This window comes from Streptosporangiales bacterium (assembly GCA_009379825.1).
Taxonomy (GTDB): domain Bacteria; phylum Actinomycetota; class Actinomycetes; order Streptosporangiales; family WHST01; genus WHST01.
The window spans coordinates 19,149-36,756 of record WHTA01000059.1 but is presented as its reverse complement, the minus strand read 5'-3'; the positions used below and the strand labels follow the sequence as shown (position 1 = coordinate 36,756).

Here is a 17,608-nt window from a genome sequence, read left to right as displayed (position 1 = left end):
GCACCCGAGCCCGCGGCTCCGCCCGCCCGAACCGGCCCGCGACCCGCTCATGCAAGGTATCCAGCTCATCTATCACCAGATCGGTAACCACCCGACCATGATCAACTACCTGTCAAGCAAGTGCCGTTGCAGTACTAGGCGTCCTCGTCCAGACCCTGCTCGATCGCGTACCTGGTGAGCTCCACCCGGTTGTGCAGCTGAAGCTTGCGCAACGTGTTCTGCACGTGGTTCTGCACGGTGCGGTGCGACACCACGAGCTGCTCGGCGATCTGCTTGTACGAGCGGCCCTTGGCGACGAGCCGCAGCACCTCGGTCTCGCGAGCGGTGAGCTCGGGCGTGACCGACTCGCCGGCCGTGGGCCCTGCGGACAACCGGCGGTACTCGCCGAGCACCAGCCCGGCGAGGCCTGGGGTGAAGACGGTGTCGCCCTCGGCGACGCGCGCGACAGCGTCCAGCAGCTCCTCCCTCGCCGCCGACTTGACCAGGTAGCCGGTCGCCCCGGCCTTTACGGCGGCAAGCACGTCCGCCTGCTCGCCGCTCGCGGACAGCACCAGCACCCGCACGCCCGCGTGTTCCCGCACGAGCTGGCCGGTGACCTCGACGCCGGAGACGCCGGGCAGCTGGAGGTCGACGACGGCGACGTCCGGACGTACCGCGCCCGCGATCCGCAGTGCACGCTCACCGTCGCCGGCGGTAGCGACGACCTCGAACCCGGCCTCGTCCAGGTCACGTGCGACCGCGTCGCACCACATCGGGTGGTCGTCGACCACCAAGACCTTCGTCCTCACGGTGGCAGCGTACGCGGAACGCGCAGCTCCCACTCGGTTCCGCCGCCGGCTCCCGTGTGCAGGGTCGCGGTGCCACCGAGCCCCTCGACCCGCCCCACGATCGAGTGCCGTACGCCCAGCCGCCCGTTCGCGGCCGCCTGGTCGAGCCTGCCTTCGGGGATGCCGGGACCGTCGTCGCGCACGCTGACGGTCACCGCGTCGACCTCGTCCTCGACCAACACGTACACCGGCGCGTCCGCGGCGTGCTCGCGCGCGTTGAGCACGGCCTCCCGTACGGCGGCGACGAGCTCGCTGGCCGCTGGCGCGGGCAGCTGCACCGCCGTGCCCGGCGTCGCCACCGACACCGAAGCACCGGCGAGCGGCTGCAGCAGCGCTGCCACGTCGCCCACCGTGTCCGGCTCGGCGGCCTGCTCCCTGATCAACGCCCGCAGGGCCGCCTCCTGCTCGCCGGCGAGGTCGGCGAGCTCCCTCGTGGGGCCGCCGATCTGGCTGCCTCTGCGCTGCACGTACGCCAGCACCTGGAGCACACCGTCGTGCACGGCACGGGCGATGCGCTCCCGCTCGGCGGTGGCCGCGGACAACGCGGTGGCGGCCGTACGTTCCGCGGCCGCCGACCGTACGAGCGCGGCGGAGTACCCCACCACGACGGCGGCGAGGCACAGCAGGAACGTGTTGCCCAGCGTCCGTTGGATGACCTCGGCGCGCACGGAGATGTCCACGACGCCGACCACGACGGCCACGATCAGCCCGCCCTGCCAGCCGCCGCGGATCGCACACGCGAGCACCGGCGCCGCGATCCAGTACGACGGCACGCTCGCCGCCTGCTCGGCCGCCGCCAGGTCGCCCTGCACGACCGGCGTCAGCAACAGGCCGCCGAGCGCGACCGCTACGTCGATGGCCAGCACCCAGCGGTACCGCCGTCGCGGCACCGCGTAGAACCAGGTCGCGATCGCGGACCATACGGCGATGGCGGCGAACACCAGCCAGCCGAGCAACGGCCTGGCGTACTCTCCCCACTGCACGACGTTGACCACGAACGCGTAGCCGACGAGCACCAGGCGCAGCACCGCAAGCACACGCCACAGCGACCCGGTGACGTCGCGGGTCGCAGCCGTGCGAGTCGTTGCGTTCTCGATGGCCCCACCATAGCGGCGGGACTAACGCGGCAGGCTGCGTCGTTACGCGTCTGGAGAACCGACGAGGAACGGAGCAGGCATGGCAGACTTCAACACCCAGGTCATCGAGGAGTTCCGCACGAACGGCGGCAAGGTCGGCGGGATGTTCGAGGGCGCACCCATATTGCTGCTCACCACGACGGGTGCCAAGTCCGGCAACACCGAGCACCGTCTCCCGGTAGTCGCCGCCGGCCATGGTGAGCATCGCCAGCGCCATCGGCAGCTCCTCGATCGAGTGCAGCCGGCTCGGCCGCCGCGCCCCCAGCCCCTGGTTGCGGTAGTCCTCGCCGACGGTGTCGTACGGCGCCATCGCCGCACGCAGCCGTGGCAACGCGTCCGACCAACGCTCCTCCGCGCGCGCCACGTCGAGCACCGCCTCGATGGCCGCCTTCGTACCGTCGTTGGCCACCTCGACGGCGACCTCCTGTACGCCGGCCACGGTGGCGCCGGGGGCCAGCGCCGCCGCCACCGTGCCGGCGAACACGCCTGCCGCCTCCCGGCCGTAGCTGGACTGGTGCGGACCGGCGAGCTCGATCGCCTCGGCGTACGCCCGTTCCGGGTCGGCGGCGTTCACCACCCCCACGGGCGCCATGTACATCGCCGCACCACAGTTGACGATGTTGCCGACCCCTGCCTCGCGCGGGTCGTTGTGCCCGTAGTGCAGGCGCAGCACGAGCCATTTCTCGGCGAGGAAGATCCGTTGCAGCGGCAGGGCTTCCGCCTCGAGCTCGGGTATCCACACCTTGTCGTCGACCAGCCGCGGCACAAGCTTCTCCGCGATGTCGTACGCGTCCAGGTGGTCGCGGCACTTACGGTAGACGCTGGCCAACGTCAGCATCATCAACGTGTCGTCGATGATATGCCCGTCGCCCTTGTGGTACGGCGCGATCGGCCTGGCGTCGCGCCAGTCCGTGTTGAATGGTGGCACGATCCCGGTGACCCAGCTGCCGTACCTCGCGATGATCTGCTGGGGTGTCCAGCCCTCTGTGGCATCGCCGAGCGCATCGCCGACTGCAGCGCCGGCGATGCACCCGACGGCCTTGTTCCGTAACTCGTCCCCACTCACCGGTTAGCGCGCTCCAGGATCCCGTTGCCGTCGTCGGCGAGCTTCTTCTTCAGCTCGGCGTCGCTGATCTTGTTGCCGAAGTACTGCTGGAAGGCGGGATCCGCGGCCTTGCTCTTCCACTCCTCGAAGCCGTTCACCCCGAGATACGGCGCCTTCTCCCGGATGCTTCCTGACTCGACCGCGACCTTCCAACCGTCCTTCTCCGTGTTGAACTCCGGTTCCTTCAACGACGACTCCCTGGTGGGGATCATCCAGTCGGTGTACGCGAGCTTGCCCATGTTCTCCGTGTTCAGCAGCCAGCTGAGGAACTGCATCGACTCCTCCGGATGCTCCGACTCGGCCGCGATCGACATGGTCTGCGGTGCACTGGCCTGGCCCTGCGTGTCACCTTCAAGCGGTGGCAGGACCTGCCAGTCGAATCCCTTGGGCGCGGAGTCCTTCAGCGAGCCGCGGAACCAGACGCCCTTGGAGATCATGGCGTACTTGCCGCCGTAGAAGCCCGGCAGGACGTCGTCCGCTCCCATGCTCGCCGACGTCTTCGGTGACGTCTTCTCGTTCCAGATCATGTCGTGGATCTGTTGCGGCACCTGCTGCTCGGCCGCGTCGTAGCGCACGGTGGGCTTGCCGCCACTGCGGTAGAAGTACTTGCCGTCGTAGTTCATCGAGTACGTGAGCATGGCGTTGGTCGCCTGCTCGAGCGACCATGCGACGCCGTATCGTTCAGGCGTGCCGTCGCCGTTCTTGTCCTCGGTGAGCTTCTTCGCGGCCGCGCGCATCTCCTCCCACGTCCACGGGTCCTCGGAGGTGGGCAGCTCGATACCGGCCTTGTCGAAGAGCTTCTTGTTCACCATGAACAGCTGCGTCTCCCACGAGAACGGGATGCCGTACGTGCCGCTCTTCTTGTCCTCCACCGACGCCCACGCCGACGGGATGATGTCGTCCTTCATCTCCTTCGGCAGCTGGTCGGAGAGGTCGAGCAGGAAGCCCGCGTCGGCGAACGTCTGCAGCCCTTGAGCCTCGTAGTAGAACATGTCGGGCGCGTCACCACCCTGGAACGAGGTGAGCAGGTAGTCGGGCGCCGCGTCCCAGTTCCCCTGCACCAGCTCCACCTGGATCTTCGGGTTCTCCTCGTTCCACTCGTTGATCAGCTGCTTGTACGCCTTCACGTTCGCCTTCTGGAAGGCGACGCTGTAGAACTTCAGGTTGACGACACCCGAATCACCTCCGGACCCACACGCGGTCGCGGTCAGCAGCACCGCGGTCACCGCAGCTATCGCTGCTCGCATCGACTTCCTCCTCTGCATCCGTCAACTCTTCACCGCACCGCTGAGCAACCCGGAAGTGAGCCGCCGCTGGATGAGCGCGAACAAGGCGAGACTCGGCAACGTGGCGAGGAAACAACTGGCGGCCAACGGCCCCCACTGGGCAGTGCCGTCCACGCCGGTGAACTTCGCCAACGTGATCGACAGCGTTGCTAGCTCCGGGTCCTTCAACACCGCGAGCGCGAAGAAGAACTCGTTCCACGCCTGGATGAACGCGAACATCACCGTCGCGATGAGGCCAGGGATGAGCAACGGCGCGACGACGTCCTTTATGATGCGCAGCCGGCTGGCACCGTCGACCGCCGCGGCCTCCTCGACCTCCACGGGGATCGCCTTGATATGCCCTTGGAGCAGCCACAGCGAGAACGGCAGGCTCCACACCACGTAGACGATGATCAGACCCAGGTGCGTGTTCGCCAGGTGGATGTAGCGCAGCAGCAGGAACAACGGCACCAGGATGAGGATCAGCGGGAACATCTGCGACAGCAGCACCCAACCGATGACCGCCTTGTTCAGCCGCGACCTGATCCGGGCGACCGCGTACGCAGCCGGCAGCGCGATCAGCACGCTCACCACCGCCGTGATGATCGAGATCTGCAGGCTGTTGAGCGCGCTGCGGGCGATGTTCTGCTGCTCGAACGCGCTGAGGTAGTTGCCCAACGTCGGGTCGTCGGGGAGCAGGCTGGGCACCAGCGCGGAGATCTCCGGCGCCGGCTTGAACGACGTCGACAGCATCCACACGAGCGGGAAGGCGAGGTAGACCATGTAGAGCGCGAGTGCGGCGTACATCAGCCCGCTCGCCCACCACGGCCGGCGCGCGTTCATACGGTGTCCTCCCGTTGCGCCCGCAGGTAGAAGAACAGCAGCACCGAGATGACCGCGACCATCGCGAGGCCGAGCATCGAGGCGTACCCGAAGTGTCCGAACGCGAACGCCTCCTCGTACGCGAACAGCAGCGGCAACCTGGTGGACGTGCCGGGGCCTCCCGCCGTGAGCACGTAGACCAGTCCGAACGAGTTGAAGTTCCAGATGAAGTTCAGCGTGACGATCACGACGGTGACGGGTTTGAGCAGCGGCAACCTGGTGGACGTGCCGGGGCCTCCCGCCGTGAGCACGTAGACCAGTCCGAACGAGTTGAAGTTCCAGATGAAGTTCAGCGTGACGATCACGACGGTGACGGGTTTGAGCAGCGGCAGCGTGACCGCGCGGAACCTGCGCCACACGCCCGCACCGTCGATGGCGGCGGCCTCGTGCATCTCCGCGGGAATGTTCTGCAGGCCCGCGAGCAACACGATGGTCGTCTGCGGCATGCCCGCCCAGATGCCGACGAGAATGACCGCGGGCAACGCCCACGCGAAGCTGCCCAGCCAGTCCACGCCGTTCGTGCTGAGCCCGATGGCCTTCAGCCCGTAGTTCAGGATGCCGGCGTCCGGATGGTAGACGAGCTTCCACGTCTGCGCGACGATCACCGGCGGCATCGCCCACGGCACCAGCGTCAGCGTCCGTACCAGCCACCGGCCACGGATGCGCTGGTTGAGTAGTGGCGCCAACCCGAGACCCAACAGGTACTGCCCCGCGGTAGTCGCGAACGCCCAGACCAACCCGATCCAGAACGACGCCCAGAACTGCGCGTCCGTGAACAACAGCACGACGTTCTCGACACCCGTAAACCGCGGCGCCTGCAACCCGAACCGCGCGTCGGTGAACGCGAGCCCAACCCCGACAAGCAGCGGGACGAGGGAGAACGCCACGACAAGGATAAGCGCAGGCACTATGAGCGTCAACGACTGCCTAGCCCCATGCCCCGGCTTGGCCTCGCCCCGCCCTACCCCCCTTCCCCGCCCTACCCTTACCCGCCGGAGACGGAGTAGGCGGCGGAAGCACGGTCGTCATCGCACCCCCACCCCTCGCCCCGCCTCCACTCCCGGCCGGGCCGACCCCGACGGTCCACCAGAGGTCGTCCTCGGCTGGGGTGACTCCGGTCCCCACTGGCCAGACTCCAGCGCCGTACGCGCACCCGGCGAAAGCACAGCCGTCATCGCGTCCCCGCCCGACGCGCCGACACCGGTCGCAGCTGCACTGACCCCCGCGCCTTGCGCACGCGACCCGACACACAGCGCAAACACGGCCCTCATCGCGTCCCCGTCCGTCTTGCCGACGCCGGTCGCGGTTGGGTCGACTCTCTCGCCACCAGCCGAGGGCCGACCGTGGTGCGGCGGCACGGTAGCTCGGGGTCCGCGAGGCGGTCGAGCAGCAGCCGTGCGGCGCGTTCGCCGCGTTCGGCCGAACGTAGCGAGACGCTGGACAGCGAGGGCGAGTAGAGCGCCGCCAGCTCGATGTCGTCCACCCCGACGACGGCGACGTCGTCCGGCACCGTGATGCCGGCGACCGCGGCGGCGCGCATCACACCGATGGCCAGCAGGTCGTTCGCGCATACCACGGCGTCCGGCCCCGCCGTCTCGAAAAGCTCCTTGCCGGCCCGCTGCCCCGCCTCGAAGGTGAAGTCGTCGGCCGCGACCAGGAGGTCGTCGGGCACGTCCAGGTCGTGCTTGGTCAGCGCGTGCTGGAAGCCGCGCGACCTCGCCGTCGCGGGCACCGCGCCCGCCGGACCGTTCACGAACGCGATCGACGTACGACCGGTTGTCACGAGGTGCTCGACCGCGATCCCGACACCCTTGGCCGAGTCGGTGCGCACGTTGTCGATATCCACCCCGCTGGGCAGCTTGCCCACGACCACCACAGGGAGCCGGCAGCGGCGCAGCTCGTCGACCAGCTCGTCGGTCGGTCGCAGCTGGGAGAGGATGAGACCGTCCGCATACCCGCGGGCGAGACTACGCAGCACGCCGCTCGCTCCATCGGGATCCGACCGTGTGGACGACACGACCAGCCGAAACCCGAGCGGCTGCACCACCGACTCGATCGCCCGCATCATCTCGACGTAGACCGGGTTGCCGATATCGTCCACTGCGAGGGCGAGCTGGTCGGTGCGTCGCATCTTCAGCGACCTGGCCGCCGCGTCCGGCGCGTAGCCGAGCGCCTCCACGGCCGCCTGCACGCGCGCCGTCATCTCCGGACTCGCCGGCAACCCGTTCAGCACGCGCGACACGGACGCGATCGAAACCCCGGCCCGCTCCGCCACGAGCGAGACCGTCGGCCGCCCAGACGCCACGTCCACTCCCTTGTAAACGTTGTTGTAAACGCTTACAGTTAATTAGACAGCGCACTCCACGCCCCCGTCAACCCCGCAATGCGGCGAGCGACAATTGACCTCCCAGCGCCCGGGGAGTTTGCCCGGCGTAACTTGCCCACGGACGTTGGTGGTGGTCCATGTCGGGCCGGTGGCTGGCCCACGGCTGGCAAGCTGCCACTACCGCTACCTGCGACCAGAGCCCGCCCCGGTGCGCCCTACCGGGGCCGTCGGGCACCGGGAGCTCGAGGGCGACAACGGCCACGCTGAGTGCCGCGCTGCTGTCGGACGCCTTGGTCGCGCCAAGCCGCGTCTCGCCCGCGGTCGACCGACCGACTCAGTGGTGCGGCTCCTGCCGGCCGTGTTCGCGACCGCACGCCGATGTCGGACCGCGGCGCCCTCCACACACCCGCCCTTCCCGGGGGGAGGGGGGACCTCTGCCCGACCCTTACGCGCGCCCGATGGCGGCCAGCATCACGTCCGCACTGACCGAGTTCTCCCGCTTCAGGCGGTGCTCTTTTCATAGGTGATGGGAAGTTCTCTGGTGCGAGGATCACCCAGGATCTCATCGACTCCGTTGAGCAATCTTGCTCCTATTCCGACCATTTCCTTTGGGATCCGGAAACTCGTCATGCCCTGGTCGTTTCCGATCATTGTGTTTGTCGAGGATCCTACCGGCGCGGGATAGCTCGTTCTTACCTTCGCCGGACTGGTGGTCCTTGCCGCTGGCCTTGAGCTGGGCGGTGGTCTTGCCCGAGCCGGTCCAGGGGTGGGTTGGGTTCGGGGGCGGGGCCAGGGGTCGTTGGGGCGGAAGAGGCGGCGGAAGAAGTTGCCGAGGCCGCCGCCGGTGGGTGGCGGGGCAGTCCGGGCCGCCGCCTAGGCCGCCGCCGTCTTTGGCTGGGGGCATCGGCGGGGCTAGCAGCGACTGGCCGGCTCGGTCGGCGAGGGGGCTGCCGGTGGTCGTGTCCTCGAGCAGGGCGGTCAGCCGGCGGGCGCAGGTGTCGTCGATGTCCGCGGCGTCGGCTAGCAAGCTGCCGAGCCTCGCCTGCAACGCGTCGCGGACCTCGTCGGCACCGTCGCCGGCGATGGTGCCGTCGTCCTCGATGCGTAGGCCGTGGTCGGTGGCTACGGTCTCCAGGTGCTGCAGCCGACGCTGTACGCCGGCCAGGCCGTCCGCCCAGGTGTGCACCGCAGCCGACGCGGTGCGCATGGTGGGCGGCAGCTCGCCGACCATGCGGTGCAGCTGCACCGCCTCCGGGACGGCGTGCTGCTGGCCGCCGTCGAGCCAGTCCCGGCCGCTGGCCAGCGGACCGAGCACCCGGACGCCGTAACCGTCGCGCACGCTGCCGATCTCGGCGCCGGCACGGTGCAGCTGCTCCCCCGCACCGGTGAGCGCCGTCGCGGCCAGCCGCGCAGCGTCGCCACGGTCACCGGCATTCGGCCACCCCACGGCGCACCGCCGGTGGGACGGCGAAGCCGTCCGCCTGCCGCCCGTCGGTACCCGCGTAGCTGCTGCGGTAGCCGTGAACGCCCCGGCGGACGCACCCATCCGACGCCGCAGTTAGGCCACGGCCGCACCCGCGGTGCCGGCGAACGCGGCCACCGCCCAGGCACCGGCGAGATCGCCGGCACCGGCCTCGTCGAGCGCCGCCACCGCCGCGGCCAACGTGCCTGGCACGGCGGACAGCTCGGCCGAGATGTCCTCGGTGTGCCGCCCCCAGGCGGCGACCACCGGCGGTCGCACCACCACCTGCCCGTCCATCACGTCCTCCACGGATCGGCCCTGCCGTCCCGTACGAGTCTGAAGGCGCGACACCCGCCGGTGAGCGCACCTGACGAATCTGTGGATAACCCCGGTGCCACACAGACCGTTGCCGCGGAAAGAGTTTCCCCACCAGGTAGATCGAGGCCATAGGCTGGGCCACCGGATGACACGTACCCGCACCGGCACTGGCCTCAGCGTCTGGCTGGACGACCGCAGCGACGAGGAGCTCGCTGGACTGCTCATCGCCAGGCCCGACCTGCTGCACCCGGTGCCGGCGGATCTCGGCCGGCTCGCGCAGGCCGCGCTGTCCAGGCCGTCCCTCCAGCTCGCCGTCGACCAGCTCGACACCCTCGCGCTGCAGGTACTCCGCACCCTCGCCAACAGCGACGAGACGATGACGTACGGCGAGCTCGCCGCCGAGCTCGCCGCGCCGACGGACGGGCGGCTGCGGGACACCGTCGAGCTGCTCCGCACCCGCGCGCTGTGTTTCGGCGGCGACGCGGCGCTCACCACGCCGCGGGAGCTGCGTAGGATGCCGATGCTCGCCGCCGAGTTCGGCCCGCCGATCGTGCAGGCGCTGGCCGACGTACCGGCGCATCGCCTGCACGGGTTGCTCGACGACATCGACGCACCGCACGCCGAGTCCGCCCAGGCGCTACGTGACCTCGCCAAGCACTTCGCGTCGCCGGCGAACGTACGCGCCCTGATCGACGCGGTCGGCGCGCCGGCGCGCGAGGCCCTGGAGAGGGTGGCAGCCAGCTACGGCCGGGGCCGGGTCACCAACGCGCAGCGCGCCACGCGGGTGGCCACCGCGACCTCACCGGTGGAGGAGCTGCTCGCCCGCGGGCTGCTCGTCGCGGCGGAGGAGGACGCGGTGGTGCTGCCGTTCGAGGTGGCGGTGGCATTGCCGCAGACCTACAGGGAGCCGCCGACGCTGCAGGCCACGGACAACCCGCCGTCGCTGGTCGAGCACACCGGCGGAATGCACGCGTACGCGTTCGTGCAGGCGGTCGAGGACCTGCTGGCTGCCTGGGCCGAGCAACCGCCGTCGCGGCTGCGTTCCGGCGGTCTCGGGGTACGGGAGCTGCGCCGCGCAGCCACCCTGCTGGACGTCTCCACCGACCATGCCGCGCTGGTGGTCGAGGTGGCACACGCCGCCAGGCTGCTCGACGCCACCTACCCGGACGAGGAGTGGCTGCCCACCACCGACTTCGACACCTGGTGCGGCGAGCCGGTCGCCGGCCGGTGGCTGACGCTCGCCACGGCCTGGCTGCGCAGCTCCCGCGCTCCCGGCCTCGTCGGCGGCAAGGACGAGCGGGACAAGACAATCAACGCGCTCGGCGGCGGGGTGCTGCACGGCAGCATCGCCCAGGTGCGGCGCGCCACCTTGGAGGTGCTGTCGACGGTGCCGCCCGGCCAGGCGCCCACCCACGACAGCGTTGTCGGCCGGGTGATCTGGAACCGGCCGCGGGTCGGCGGCCGGCACCGGCGCCAGCTGGTCGAGTGGACGTTGCTCGAGGGCGAGCTGCTCGGCATCTGCGGCCACGGCGGGCTCACCTCGTTCGGCCGCGGGCTGCTGTCCGGCGACGGCAGCACGACCGCGCTGCTGACCGACGTGCTGCCGGCGATGGGCACCGAGGTGCTCGTGCAGCCCGACCTCACGGCCGTCGCACCCGGCCCGCTGCGCTCGGACGTGCGCACGGATATCGGCCTGCTCGCCGACGTGGAGTCCACCGGCGGCGCCACGGTGTACCGGTTCTCCCCCGAGTCCGTACGCCGCGCGTTCGACGCCGGACGTACGGCGGGCGAGGTGAAGTCGTGGCTCACGACGCACTCCCGCACCGAGGTGCCGCAACCGCTGCTCTACCTCGTCGACGACGTCGCGCGCCGGCACGGCCAGCTGCGCGCAGGCAGCGCGACCTCGTACATCAGGTCCGACGACACTGCGGTGCTCGCGGAGATCGCCGCGCACCGCAAGGCGGGTCACCTCGCGCTCCGGCACATCGCGCCCACCGTGCTGGTCAGCCAGCTCAGCCGGCGCGACCTGCTGGACGGGTTGCGCGAGCTCGGCTACGCGCCGGTCGCGGAGTCGGCCTCGGGCGACGTCGTGCTGCCCACCCCGCAGGCCAGGCGCGTCCAGGCGCGGGAGGCGCCGACGTGGCAGACGAGCCGCACCGAGAGCCCGAACACCCAGCTGGTGGAGCGTGCCGTGCAGATGCTGCGTGCCGGTGAGCGGATGGCCGGCGAGCGCCCGGTCGAACACCGGATGGCCGGCGACCGGTTGCCGCGCAACCCGCCGCGCGAGACGCTGGCCGCGTTGCACCAGGCGATCGCCGCGGACATCCTGCTGTGGATCGGCTACGCCAACGCCGAGGGCCGTGCGAGCCTACGACTGATCGAACCCGTCGCGGTGCTAGGCGGCCTGGTCGAGGCGTACGACCACCTGCGCGAGACCCGCCGTACGTTCGCCCTGCACCGCATCACCGGCTACGCGCCGGTCGACGAAACCCCGGCCTGACCACAGCTGCTGCCCGCATCGGGGACACTGGGAGGGCCCGTCAACGTAGCTCGGAGGCTTCAACCGTGAGCGATGGTCCACTGATCGTGCAGTCGGACAAGACGCTGCTGCTCGAGGTAGATCACGACCAGGCGGCCGACTGCCGCAAGGAGATCGCCCCGTTCGCGGAGCTCGAACGCGCCCCCGAGCACGTCCACACGTACCGGATCACCCCGCTCGGGCTCTGGAACGCGCGCGCCGCCGGTCACGACGCCGAGCAGGTCGTCGACACGCTGCTGCGCTACTCCCGCTACCCGGTGCCGCACGCGCTGCTCGTCGACGTCGCGGAGACGATGGCCAGGTACGGCCGGCTGCGGCTGGAGTCGCACCCCATGCACGGGCTGGTGCTGACCACCACCGACAGGCCCGTCCTCGAAGAGGTGCTGCGCAGCAAGAAGGTGCAGCCGATGGTCGGCGGGCGGGTCGGCGAGGACACGGTCGTCGTGCACCCCAGCCAGCGCGGGGTGCTCAAGCAGGCGCTGCTCAAGCTCGGCTGGCCGGCCGAGGACCTCGCCGGCTACGTCGACGGCGAGCACCACTCGATCGCCATGGCCGAGGACGGCTGGCAGCTGCGCTCGTACCAACACGACGCCGCCGAGGGCTTCTGGCACGGCGGTTCCGGCGTCGTCGTGCTCCCCTGCGGTGCGGGCAAGACGCTCGTCGGCATCGCCGCGATGGCGCGCGCCCAGGCCACCACGCTGATCCTCGTCACGAACACGGTCGCAGCGCACCAGTGGCGCACCGAGCTGCTCAACCGCACCTCGCTGACCGAGGAAGAGATCGGCGAGTACTCCGGCCAGCGCAAGGAGATCCGCCCGGTCACCATCGCCACGTACCAAGTCATGGTCACAAAGAAGAAGGGCGCGTTCAGCCACCTGGAGCTGTTCGAGGCGCGCGACTGGGGTCTGATCCTCTACGACGAGGTGCACCTGCTGCCCGCGCCGATCTTCCGGATGACCGCCGATCTGCAGGCGCGCCGCCGACTCGGTCTCACCGCCACCCTCGTCCGCGAGGACGGCCGCGAAGGTGACGTGTTCAGCCTGATCGGCCCCAAGCGCTACGACGCGCCATGGCGCGACATCGAGGCGCAGGGATGGATCGCACCTGCCGACTGCGTCGAGGTACGGGTGACGCTGACCGACGCCGAGCGGCTGGCGTACGCAACGGCGGAACCCGAGGACCGCTACAAGATCTGCGCCACCACCGACACGAAGTCGCGGGTGGCGGCGAACCTCGTGGAGCGCCACCGCGGCGAGCCGACGCTGGTGATCGGCCAGTACCTGGACCAGCTCGACAGCCTCGGCGCCATGCTCGACGCCCCGGTCATCAAGGGCGAGACGACCGTGCACGAGCGCGAGCGGCTGTTCCAGGCGTTCCGTACCGGGGAGATCGGGCTGCTTGTCGTCTCCAAGGTCGCGAACTTCTCCATCGACCTGCCGGAGGCCGCGGTCGCCATCCAGGTGTCCGGCACGTTCGGCTCCAGGCAGGAGGAGGCACAGCGGCTGGGCCGGGTACTGCGTCCCAAGTCCGACGGTCGCGGTGCCCGCTTCTACACGGTGACCGCGCGCGACACGCTCGACCAGGACTACGCGCAGCACCGGCAGCGCTTCCTCACCGAACAGGGGTACGCGTACCGGATCGTCGACGCCGACGCTGTGCTCGCCGACGAGGAGATCTAGCCACGCCGTTCACGGAGGAGGGATCGATGACGAGCAGCGACCTGTTGGTCGACGCCTACGGCCGGGTGAAGGAGGAGGTCGACGCCGTCGTCGCCGGCCTCACCGCGGACCAGCTCGCCCACCGGATCGACCCGGACGCGAACTCGATCGGCTGGTTGGCCTGGCACCTCACCCGGGTGCAGGACGACCACATCGCCGACGCCGCTGAGCTCGACCAGGTATGGCTGACCGACGGCTGGGCGGACCGGTTCGCCCTGCCGTTCGACCCGCACGCCACCGGCTACGGCCACAGCTCCGCGGAGGTGGCCGCGGTACGCGTACCGTCCGGTGACCTGCTCACCGGATACCACGACGCCGTGTACGAGCAGACGATCGCGTACGTGGAGAAGCTCACCGACGCGGACCTGTCCCGCATCGTGGATACCCGGTGGGACCCGCCGGTGTCGCTCGGGGTGCGGTTGGTCAGCGTCATCGGCGACGGGCTGGCGCACGCGGGCCAGGCGGCGTACGTGCGCGGCGTGCTCGAACGCACCGGCGTCCGCTGAGCGAGGATCTACTCGAGCAGCCGCAGCTCCGGTCGGTCGCCGCCGCACTGGACCAGCATGCGGGCGTCGGCGACGGTGAACCAGGTGATCTCGCAGCCGGCGTCCACGCTGGCGAGTCGCCGGAACGCGACGTCGTCCGGCTCGCTCCCTTCGCCGTCCTTCGCGATCTCCCGGTCGACGTGCACCTTCGAGCCCTCGCGGGAGTACCACCGGACGTCGTACTCGCTCGCGCTGAGAACTACGACGTGGTCGGGGCTCGCGCGTGGCCCTTCAGCTGAGTCCAGCACGCGTCCGGGGGCTGCGGTGCTGCGAACCTCGGCCGGCCGGCCGAACGGTTGCACGCGGATGCGCTCCCTGAGCTGGCCGCCGAGTAGGACGGTGACGTCGGCGGCGACAGCGTCGTAACCGCGCTGCCACTCCAGCCTCGCGCCCACCGAGGTCGCGTACATCGACGTGACCGTGGTGTTCGGTTCCTGGGCATCGGCGTCCTCCACCACCACCAGGCCACTGCCGATGGGGGCCACCTTCGTCACGGCGCATCCGGCAGCGCAGGGATGGGTGGCGGGGTGCGGTACGTCGAACGCCGCGAAGACCCGCTCGTGCAGCAGGTACCGCACGCGGGTGGGCCCGCACCCGTGCCCGCTGCGCAGTAGGAAGGCCTCGAAGCTGGTGGCCGTGCTCCACTGGTTGACCACGGACACGTAGTCGCAGGTGGGGCTCGGCGGCTTCTCCAGCCGTTCGAGGCCCCGGGTCCGCAGGTTGAGCAGGTACACCGCTCTCGGCTGCTCACCCTCGTCGCCCGACACCACGGACTCGTACTGGGCGAGCGCGACGAGCGAAGGGACGACCTGGATCGACGGGGTGTCCTCCTTCCCCGGCGGGCGGGTGGGCACGATCGACCACGACAGGTCGCCTTCGTCCCCGCTGGCTCCCACCACGGTGCGGGGCAGCGCGAGCTGGCCCGTGCGTTCGCCGGTCGCCACGTCGAGGAAGACGAGGACGTCGTCGACGGCGAACGCTACGACGCCCAACTCCGGCTCGACGACCGTCTGTCCGACCGCGCTGTCGTCGAGCAGGAAGTGCCACCGCTCCTTGCCGGTGTCCGCGTCCAGGGCGGACAGGCCGTACTTCCCGCCGTGCGCCCGCTTGGTCAGCACGAAGTCGCGGCCGGGAACCAGCACTGACGCCGGGATGTCCGCCAACCCTGGCGGCAGCGAACGGCTCCAACCCGCGTCCAGGTCCCCTTCCGGCGGCTCGACGTAGATGTCCTCGTGCTTGGCGCGCGGCCCGTCCGCAACGGTGTGGTCGATGGCGGGAGTCGGTTTCGCGGCGATCACCCGGTCGGCAACCGGCGCGGCCGCGACCACGCCGAGGCCGCCGATCAACGCCCCGGCGGCCGCCAGCGCGACGGCACGCTCACGACTCACCGCCCGGTTGCCGGGCAGGAACACCCCGAGCAGGCACACCACCAGGGCGGCGACGAGCAGCACCCCGGCGACGACGGGGCCGGGTGGCGTGGTCGCCACCGCGAGCAGCTGGTCACCCGCCTGCTCCGGCGCGGCGAGGACGCGTGCCTGGAAGAAGAGCGCTACGGCCAGTGGGATCGCCGCGTATGCCGGCAGCCACCGCGACGTGCGCGCCCGTGCCGACCAACCCGGCACCACCCAGACGACGGCCAACGCGGCGAGAACGAGCAGGGCGACCAGCCAGTCCAGGTCCACGGCGTCCCGGCGCGCGCCGAACAGCTGGAACAGGGCCGCGATCGCGAGCACGGCGAGCGCCGGGGCGTACGGGGGCGGAACCGCGTCCCCGCCACGGATATGCCCGTCCCGGTCGCTCGCCATGGCCAGACGATAGTCGCACCGGGACACCCGTGGGCCAAGGCGCGGTCGCGGAATCGCGCGTGGTCTGAGAGCGTAGACACGTGGCCACGCCAGAGCTACCCGCGACCGAACGCGCGCTGCACACGGCGCGCGCGGCCGTGCTGCGCGACCTGGAGGCGACCGGCCGCTGCGACCCGTCGACGGTGTCGCTCGTCGACCACGCGGTCGCCCACCGGCGGTGGTGGGTGGAGCAGTGGCCGGAAGGTGCGTCGTTCCTGACCGGGCTGATGGCCCAGGACGTCGCCGACGCGCTGCTCGAGACGGTCGGCAGGTGGCCGTGCTGCCTGGTGCACGACGAGGAACCCCTCGTCGTCGAACCGGCGCTCGGCGAAGACCCGCGCTGGGTATGCGGCCGCTGCGGGACGATCACCGCCGTCGGCGCACTCGCCGATCCCAGCTAACGGTCACCGGCGTGCGGTCGCCTGCATCCGGGACGGCGCCCGCTCACCCTGCAGCCACCCGGCCACGTCCTCGGCGTCGCGGAGCACCCGCAGCGCGTTGCGGCCGGCCAGCTTCGCCAGGTCGTCGTCGGACCAGCCACGGTCGGTCAGCTCGGCGAGCAGCGCGGGATAGCAGCCGACGTCGGTGAGCCCGTCCGGCAGACCGTCACAGCCGTCGTAGTCGCCGCCGAGGCCGATGTGGTCCACCCCGGCGACCTCGCGGGCGTGCTCGACGTGGTCGACGACCTGCGCCAGCGTCGCGCGCGGCTTCGGGTGCTCCTGCTCGTACTTCGCGTAGAACGCCCTCGTGGCCTTGTCGTGCAGCGCACGCGGCGCGGACAGGCCGGCCTTCCGCGCGGCCGTCTCCGCCTCCCGCTGGTAGTCCACCACCTGCTGCGACACGAACGACGGCACGAAGGTGACCATGCAGACCCCGCCGTTGCCAGGCAGCTGCTCGAGCACGTCGTCGGGGACGTTGCGCGGCACGTCGCACAGCGCACGGCAGGACGAGTGCGAGAACAGCACGGGCGCCGCCGTGGTGTCTAGCGCCGCCCGCATGGTCACCGGGGCGACGTGCGACAGGTCGACCAGCATGCCCAGCCGGTTCATCTCCCGCACCACCTCGCGGCCGAAGTCATCCAGCCCGCCGACCGTGGGCTCGTCGGTCGCGGAGTCCGCCCACGGCGTGTTGTGGTTGTGCGTCAGCGTCAGGTAGCGCGCGCCGAGCCGGTACATCATCCGCAGCGCACCCAGCGAGCAGGCGATCGAGTGGCCGCCCTCCATGCCCGCCAGCGACGCGATCCGGCCGGCGGCGAAGACCCGCTCCACGTCGTCGGCCGTGTACGCCACCTCGAACGTCTCCGGGTACCTGGCGAGCAGCTGGTACATCGCGTCGAGCTGTTCCAGGGTGCGCACGACGGCGGTGTTCGCCGGCAGGCTGGACGGCACGTACACCGACCAGAACTGCACCCCCAGCCCGCCGGCACGCAGCCGCTGGATGTCGGTGTGCAGCCGGGGCTGCGACTCGGCGATGTCCACGGCGTCGAAGTCGTAGTCGGCGAGCTCACGCATCGCGTAGAGCAGGTCGTTGTGGCCGTCCACGAGTGGGGTGGTGCGCAGCAGGTCGCGGGCACGGGCGAAGGGCTCGGACGTCATGGGGAGACCGTACCGGCCCGCGTTCGCCGACAGCGATCGATGGAAC

14 protein-coding genes and 2 pseudogenes are annotated in these 17,608 nt (G+C 70.5%); 5 read left to right on the top strand and 11 right to left on the bottom strand.

What is annotated here, in order from left to right; translation table 11 throughout:
• Positions 1-134 precede the first annotated feature (134 nt).
• Together GEV07_22900 and GEV07_22895 are read right to left on the bottom strand one after the other, a co-directional pair.
• A complete protein-coding gene (locus tag GEV07_22900) occupies positions 135-563 on the bottom strand; it encodes a response regulator (GenBank protein MQA05446.1) in 429 nt (142 codons plus the stop codon).
• A 221-nt stretch (positions 564-784) separates the two neighbouring features.
• Positions 785-1,873 carry a hypothetical protein gene (locus GEV07_22895; GenBank protein MQA05445.1) on the bottom strand — a complete coding sequence of 363 codons (1,089 nt, stop codon included), beginning with the start codon at positions 1,871-1,873 and terminating at the stop codon, positions 785-787.
• A 130-nt stretch (positions 1,874-2,003) separates the two neighbouring features.
• Here GEV07_22895 and GEV07_22890 point away from each other — a divergent pair.
• Positions 2,004-2,120, top strand: a pseudogene (locus GEV07_22890) (DUF385 domain-containing protein).
• A 3-nt stretch (positions 2,121-2,123) separates the two neighbouring features.
• Here the strand turns inward: GEV07_22890 and GEV07_22885 are convergent.
• The 7 genes and pseudogenes from GEV07_22885 to GEV07_22855 all read right to left on the bottom strand — a co-directional run bounded on the left by GEV07_22885 (position 2,124) and on the right by GEV07_22855 (position 9,300).
• Positions 2,124-3,029 (bottom strand): annotated as a pseudogene (locus GEV07_22885) (ADP-ribosylglycohydrolase family protein).
• Positions 3,026-4,333 carry an extracellular solute-binding protein gene (locus tag GEV07_22880; GenBank protein MQA05444.1) on the bottom strand — a complete coding sequence of 436 codons (1,308 nt, stop codon included), beginning with the start codon at positions 4,331-4,333 and terminating at the stop codon, positions 3,026-3,028. Before GEV07_22880 ends, GEV07_22885 begins: the two are co-directional and overlap by 4 nt.
• A 3-nt stretch (positions 4,334-4,336) precedes the next feature.
• Entirely contained in the window at positions 4,337-5,176 is an 840-nt protein-coding gene (locus tag GEV07_22875) for an ABC transporter permease subunit (GenBank protein ID MQA05443.1), read from the bottom strand.
• Positions 5,173-6,135 carry an ABC transporter permease subunit gene (locus GEV07_22870; GenBank protein MQA05442.1) on the bottom strand — a complete coding sequence of 321 codons (963 nt, stop codon included), beginning with the start codon at positions 6,133-6,135 and terminating at the stop codon, positions 5,173-5,175. Before GEV07_22870 ends, GEV07_22875 begins: the two co-directional genes overlap by 4 nt.
• Positions 6,136-6,482: 347 nt before the next feature.
• Complete coding sequence (locus tag GEV07_22865; protein ID MQA05441.1) at positions 6,483-7,520, bottom strand: substrate-binding domain-containing protein; 1,038 nt, start codon at positions 7,518-7,520, stop codon at positions 6,483-6,485.
• Between the two features lie 583 nt (positions 7,521-8,103).
• The gene (locus GEV07_22860; GenBank protein ID MQA05440.1) at positions 8,104-8,988 is read right to left on the bottom strand and encodes a hypothetical protein; all 885 of its coding nucleotides are present in this window, start codon (positions 8,986-8,988) and stop codon (positions 8,104-8,106) included.
• A gap of 111 nt (positions 8,989-9,099) precedes the next feature.
• A complete protein-coding gene (locus GEV07_22855; protein ID MQA05439.1) occupies positions 9,100-9,300 on the bottom strand; it encodes a hypothetical protein in 201 nt (66 codons plus the stop codon).
• A 166-nt stretch (positions 9,301-9,466) separates the two neighbouring features.
• Here GEV07_22855 and GEV07_22850 point away from each other — a divergent pair, with 166 nt between their 5' ends.
• From GEV07_22850 to GEV07_22840, 3 genes are all read left to right on the top strand, one after another.
• Positions 9,467-11,821 carry a hypothetical protein gene (locus GEV07_22850; GenBank protein ID MQA05438.1) on the top strand — a complete coding sequence of 785 codons (2,355 nt, stop codon included), beginning with the start codon at positions 9,467-9,469 and terminating at the stop codon, positions 11,819-11,821.
• A 65-nt stretch (positions 11,822-11,886) separates the two neighbouring features.
• Entirely contained in the window at positions 11,887-13,539 is a 1,653-nt protein-coding gene (locus GEV07_22845; protein ID MQA05437.1) for a helicase, read from the top strand.
• Between the two features lie 26 nt (positions 13,540-13,565).
• Positions 13,566-14,084 carry a DUF664 domain-containing protein gene (locus GEV07_22840; GenBank protein MQA05436.1) on the top strand — a complete coding sequence of 173 codons (519 nt, stop codon included), beginning with the start codon at positions 13,566-13,568 and terminating at the stop codon, positions 14,082-14,084.
• Between the two features lie 8 nt (positions 14,085-14,092).
• On the opposite strand, the gene GEV07_22835 is transcribed toward GEV07_22840, so the two are convergent.
• Positions 14,093-15,928 carry a hypothetical protein gene (locus GEV07_22835; GenBank protein ID MQA05435.1) on the bottom strand — a complete coding sequence of 612 codons (1,836 nt, stop codon included), beginning with the start codon at positions 15,926-15,928 and terminating at the stop codon, positions 14,093-14,095.
• Between the two features lie 80 nt (positions 15,929-16,008).
• Between GEV07_22835 and GEV07_22830 the strand changes: the two genes are divergently transcribed.
• Positions 16,009-16,368 (top strand): hypothetical protein, encoded by a 360-nt coding sequence (locus GEV07_22830; protein MQA05434.1) that lies wholly within the window; start codon positions 16,009-16,011, stop codon positions 16,366-16,368.
• Between the two features lie 3 nt (positions 16,369-16,371).
• Here GEV07_22830 and GEV07_22825 read toward each other — a convergent pair whose 3' ends face one another.
• Positions 16,372-17,562, bottom strand: coding sequence for a membrane dipeptidase (locus GEV07_22825; GenBank protein MQA05433.1), 1,191 nt, complete (start codon positions 17,560-17,562; stop codon positions 16,372-16,374).
• Between the last annotated feature and the right edge of the window lie 46 nt (positions 17,563-17,608).

Bases quoted from the DNA above. Each gene is read 5' to 3' on its own strand.
- GEV07_22840 (MQA05436.1), top strand. From the start codon at position 13,566: ATGACGAGCAGCGACCTGTTGGTCGACGCCTACGGCCGGGTGAAGGAG.
- GEV07_22880 (MQA05444.1), bottom strand. From the start codon at position 4,333: ATGCAGAGGAGGAAGTCGATGCGAGCAGCGATAGCTGCGGTGACCGCG.
- GEV07_22855 (MQA05439.1), bottom strand. From the start codon at position 9,300: ATGGACGGGCAGGTGGTGGTGCGACCGCCGGTGGTCGCCGCCTGGGGG.
- GEV07_22835 (MQA05435.1), bottom strand. From the start codon at position 15,928: ATGGCGAGCGACCGGGACGGGCATATCCGTGGCGGGGACGCGGTTCCG.
- GEV07_22875 (MQA05443.1), bottom strand. From the start codon at position 5,176: ATGAACGCGCGCCGGCCGTGGTGGGCGAGCGGGCTGATGTACGCCGCA.
- GEV07_22825 (MQA05433.1), bottom strand. From the start codon at position 17,562: ATGACGTCCGAGCCCTTCGCCCGTGCCCGCGACCTGCTGCGCACCACC.
- GEV07_22850 (MQA05438.1), top strand. From the start codon at position 9,467: ATGACACGTACCCGCACCGGCACTGGCCTCAGCGTCTGGCTGGACGAC.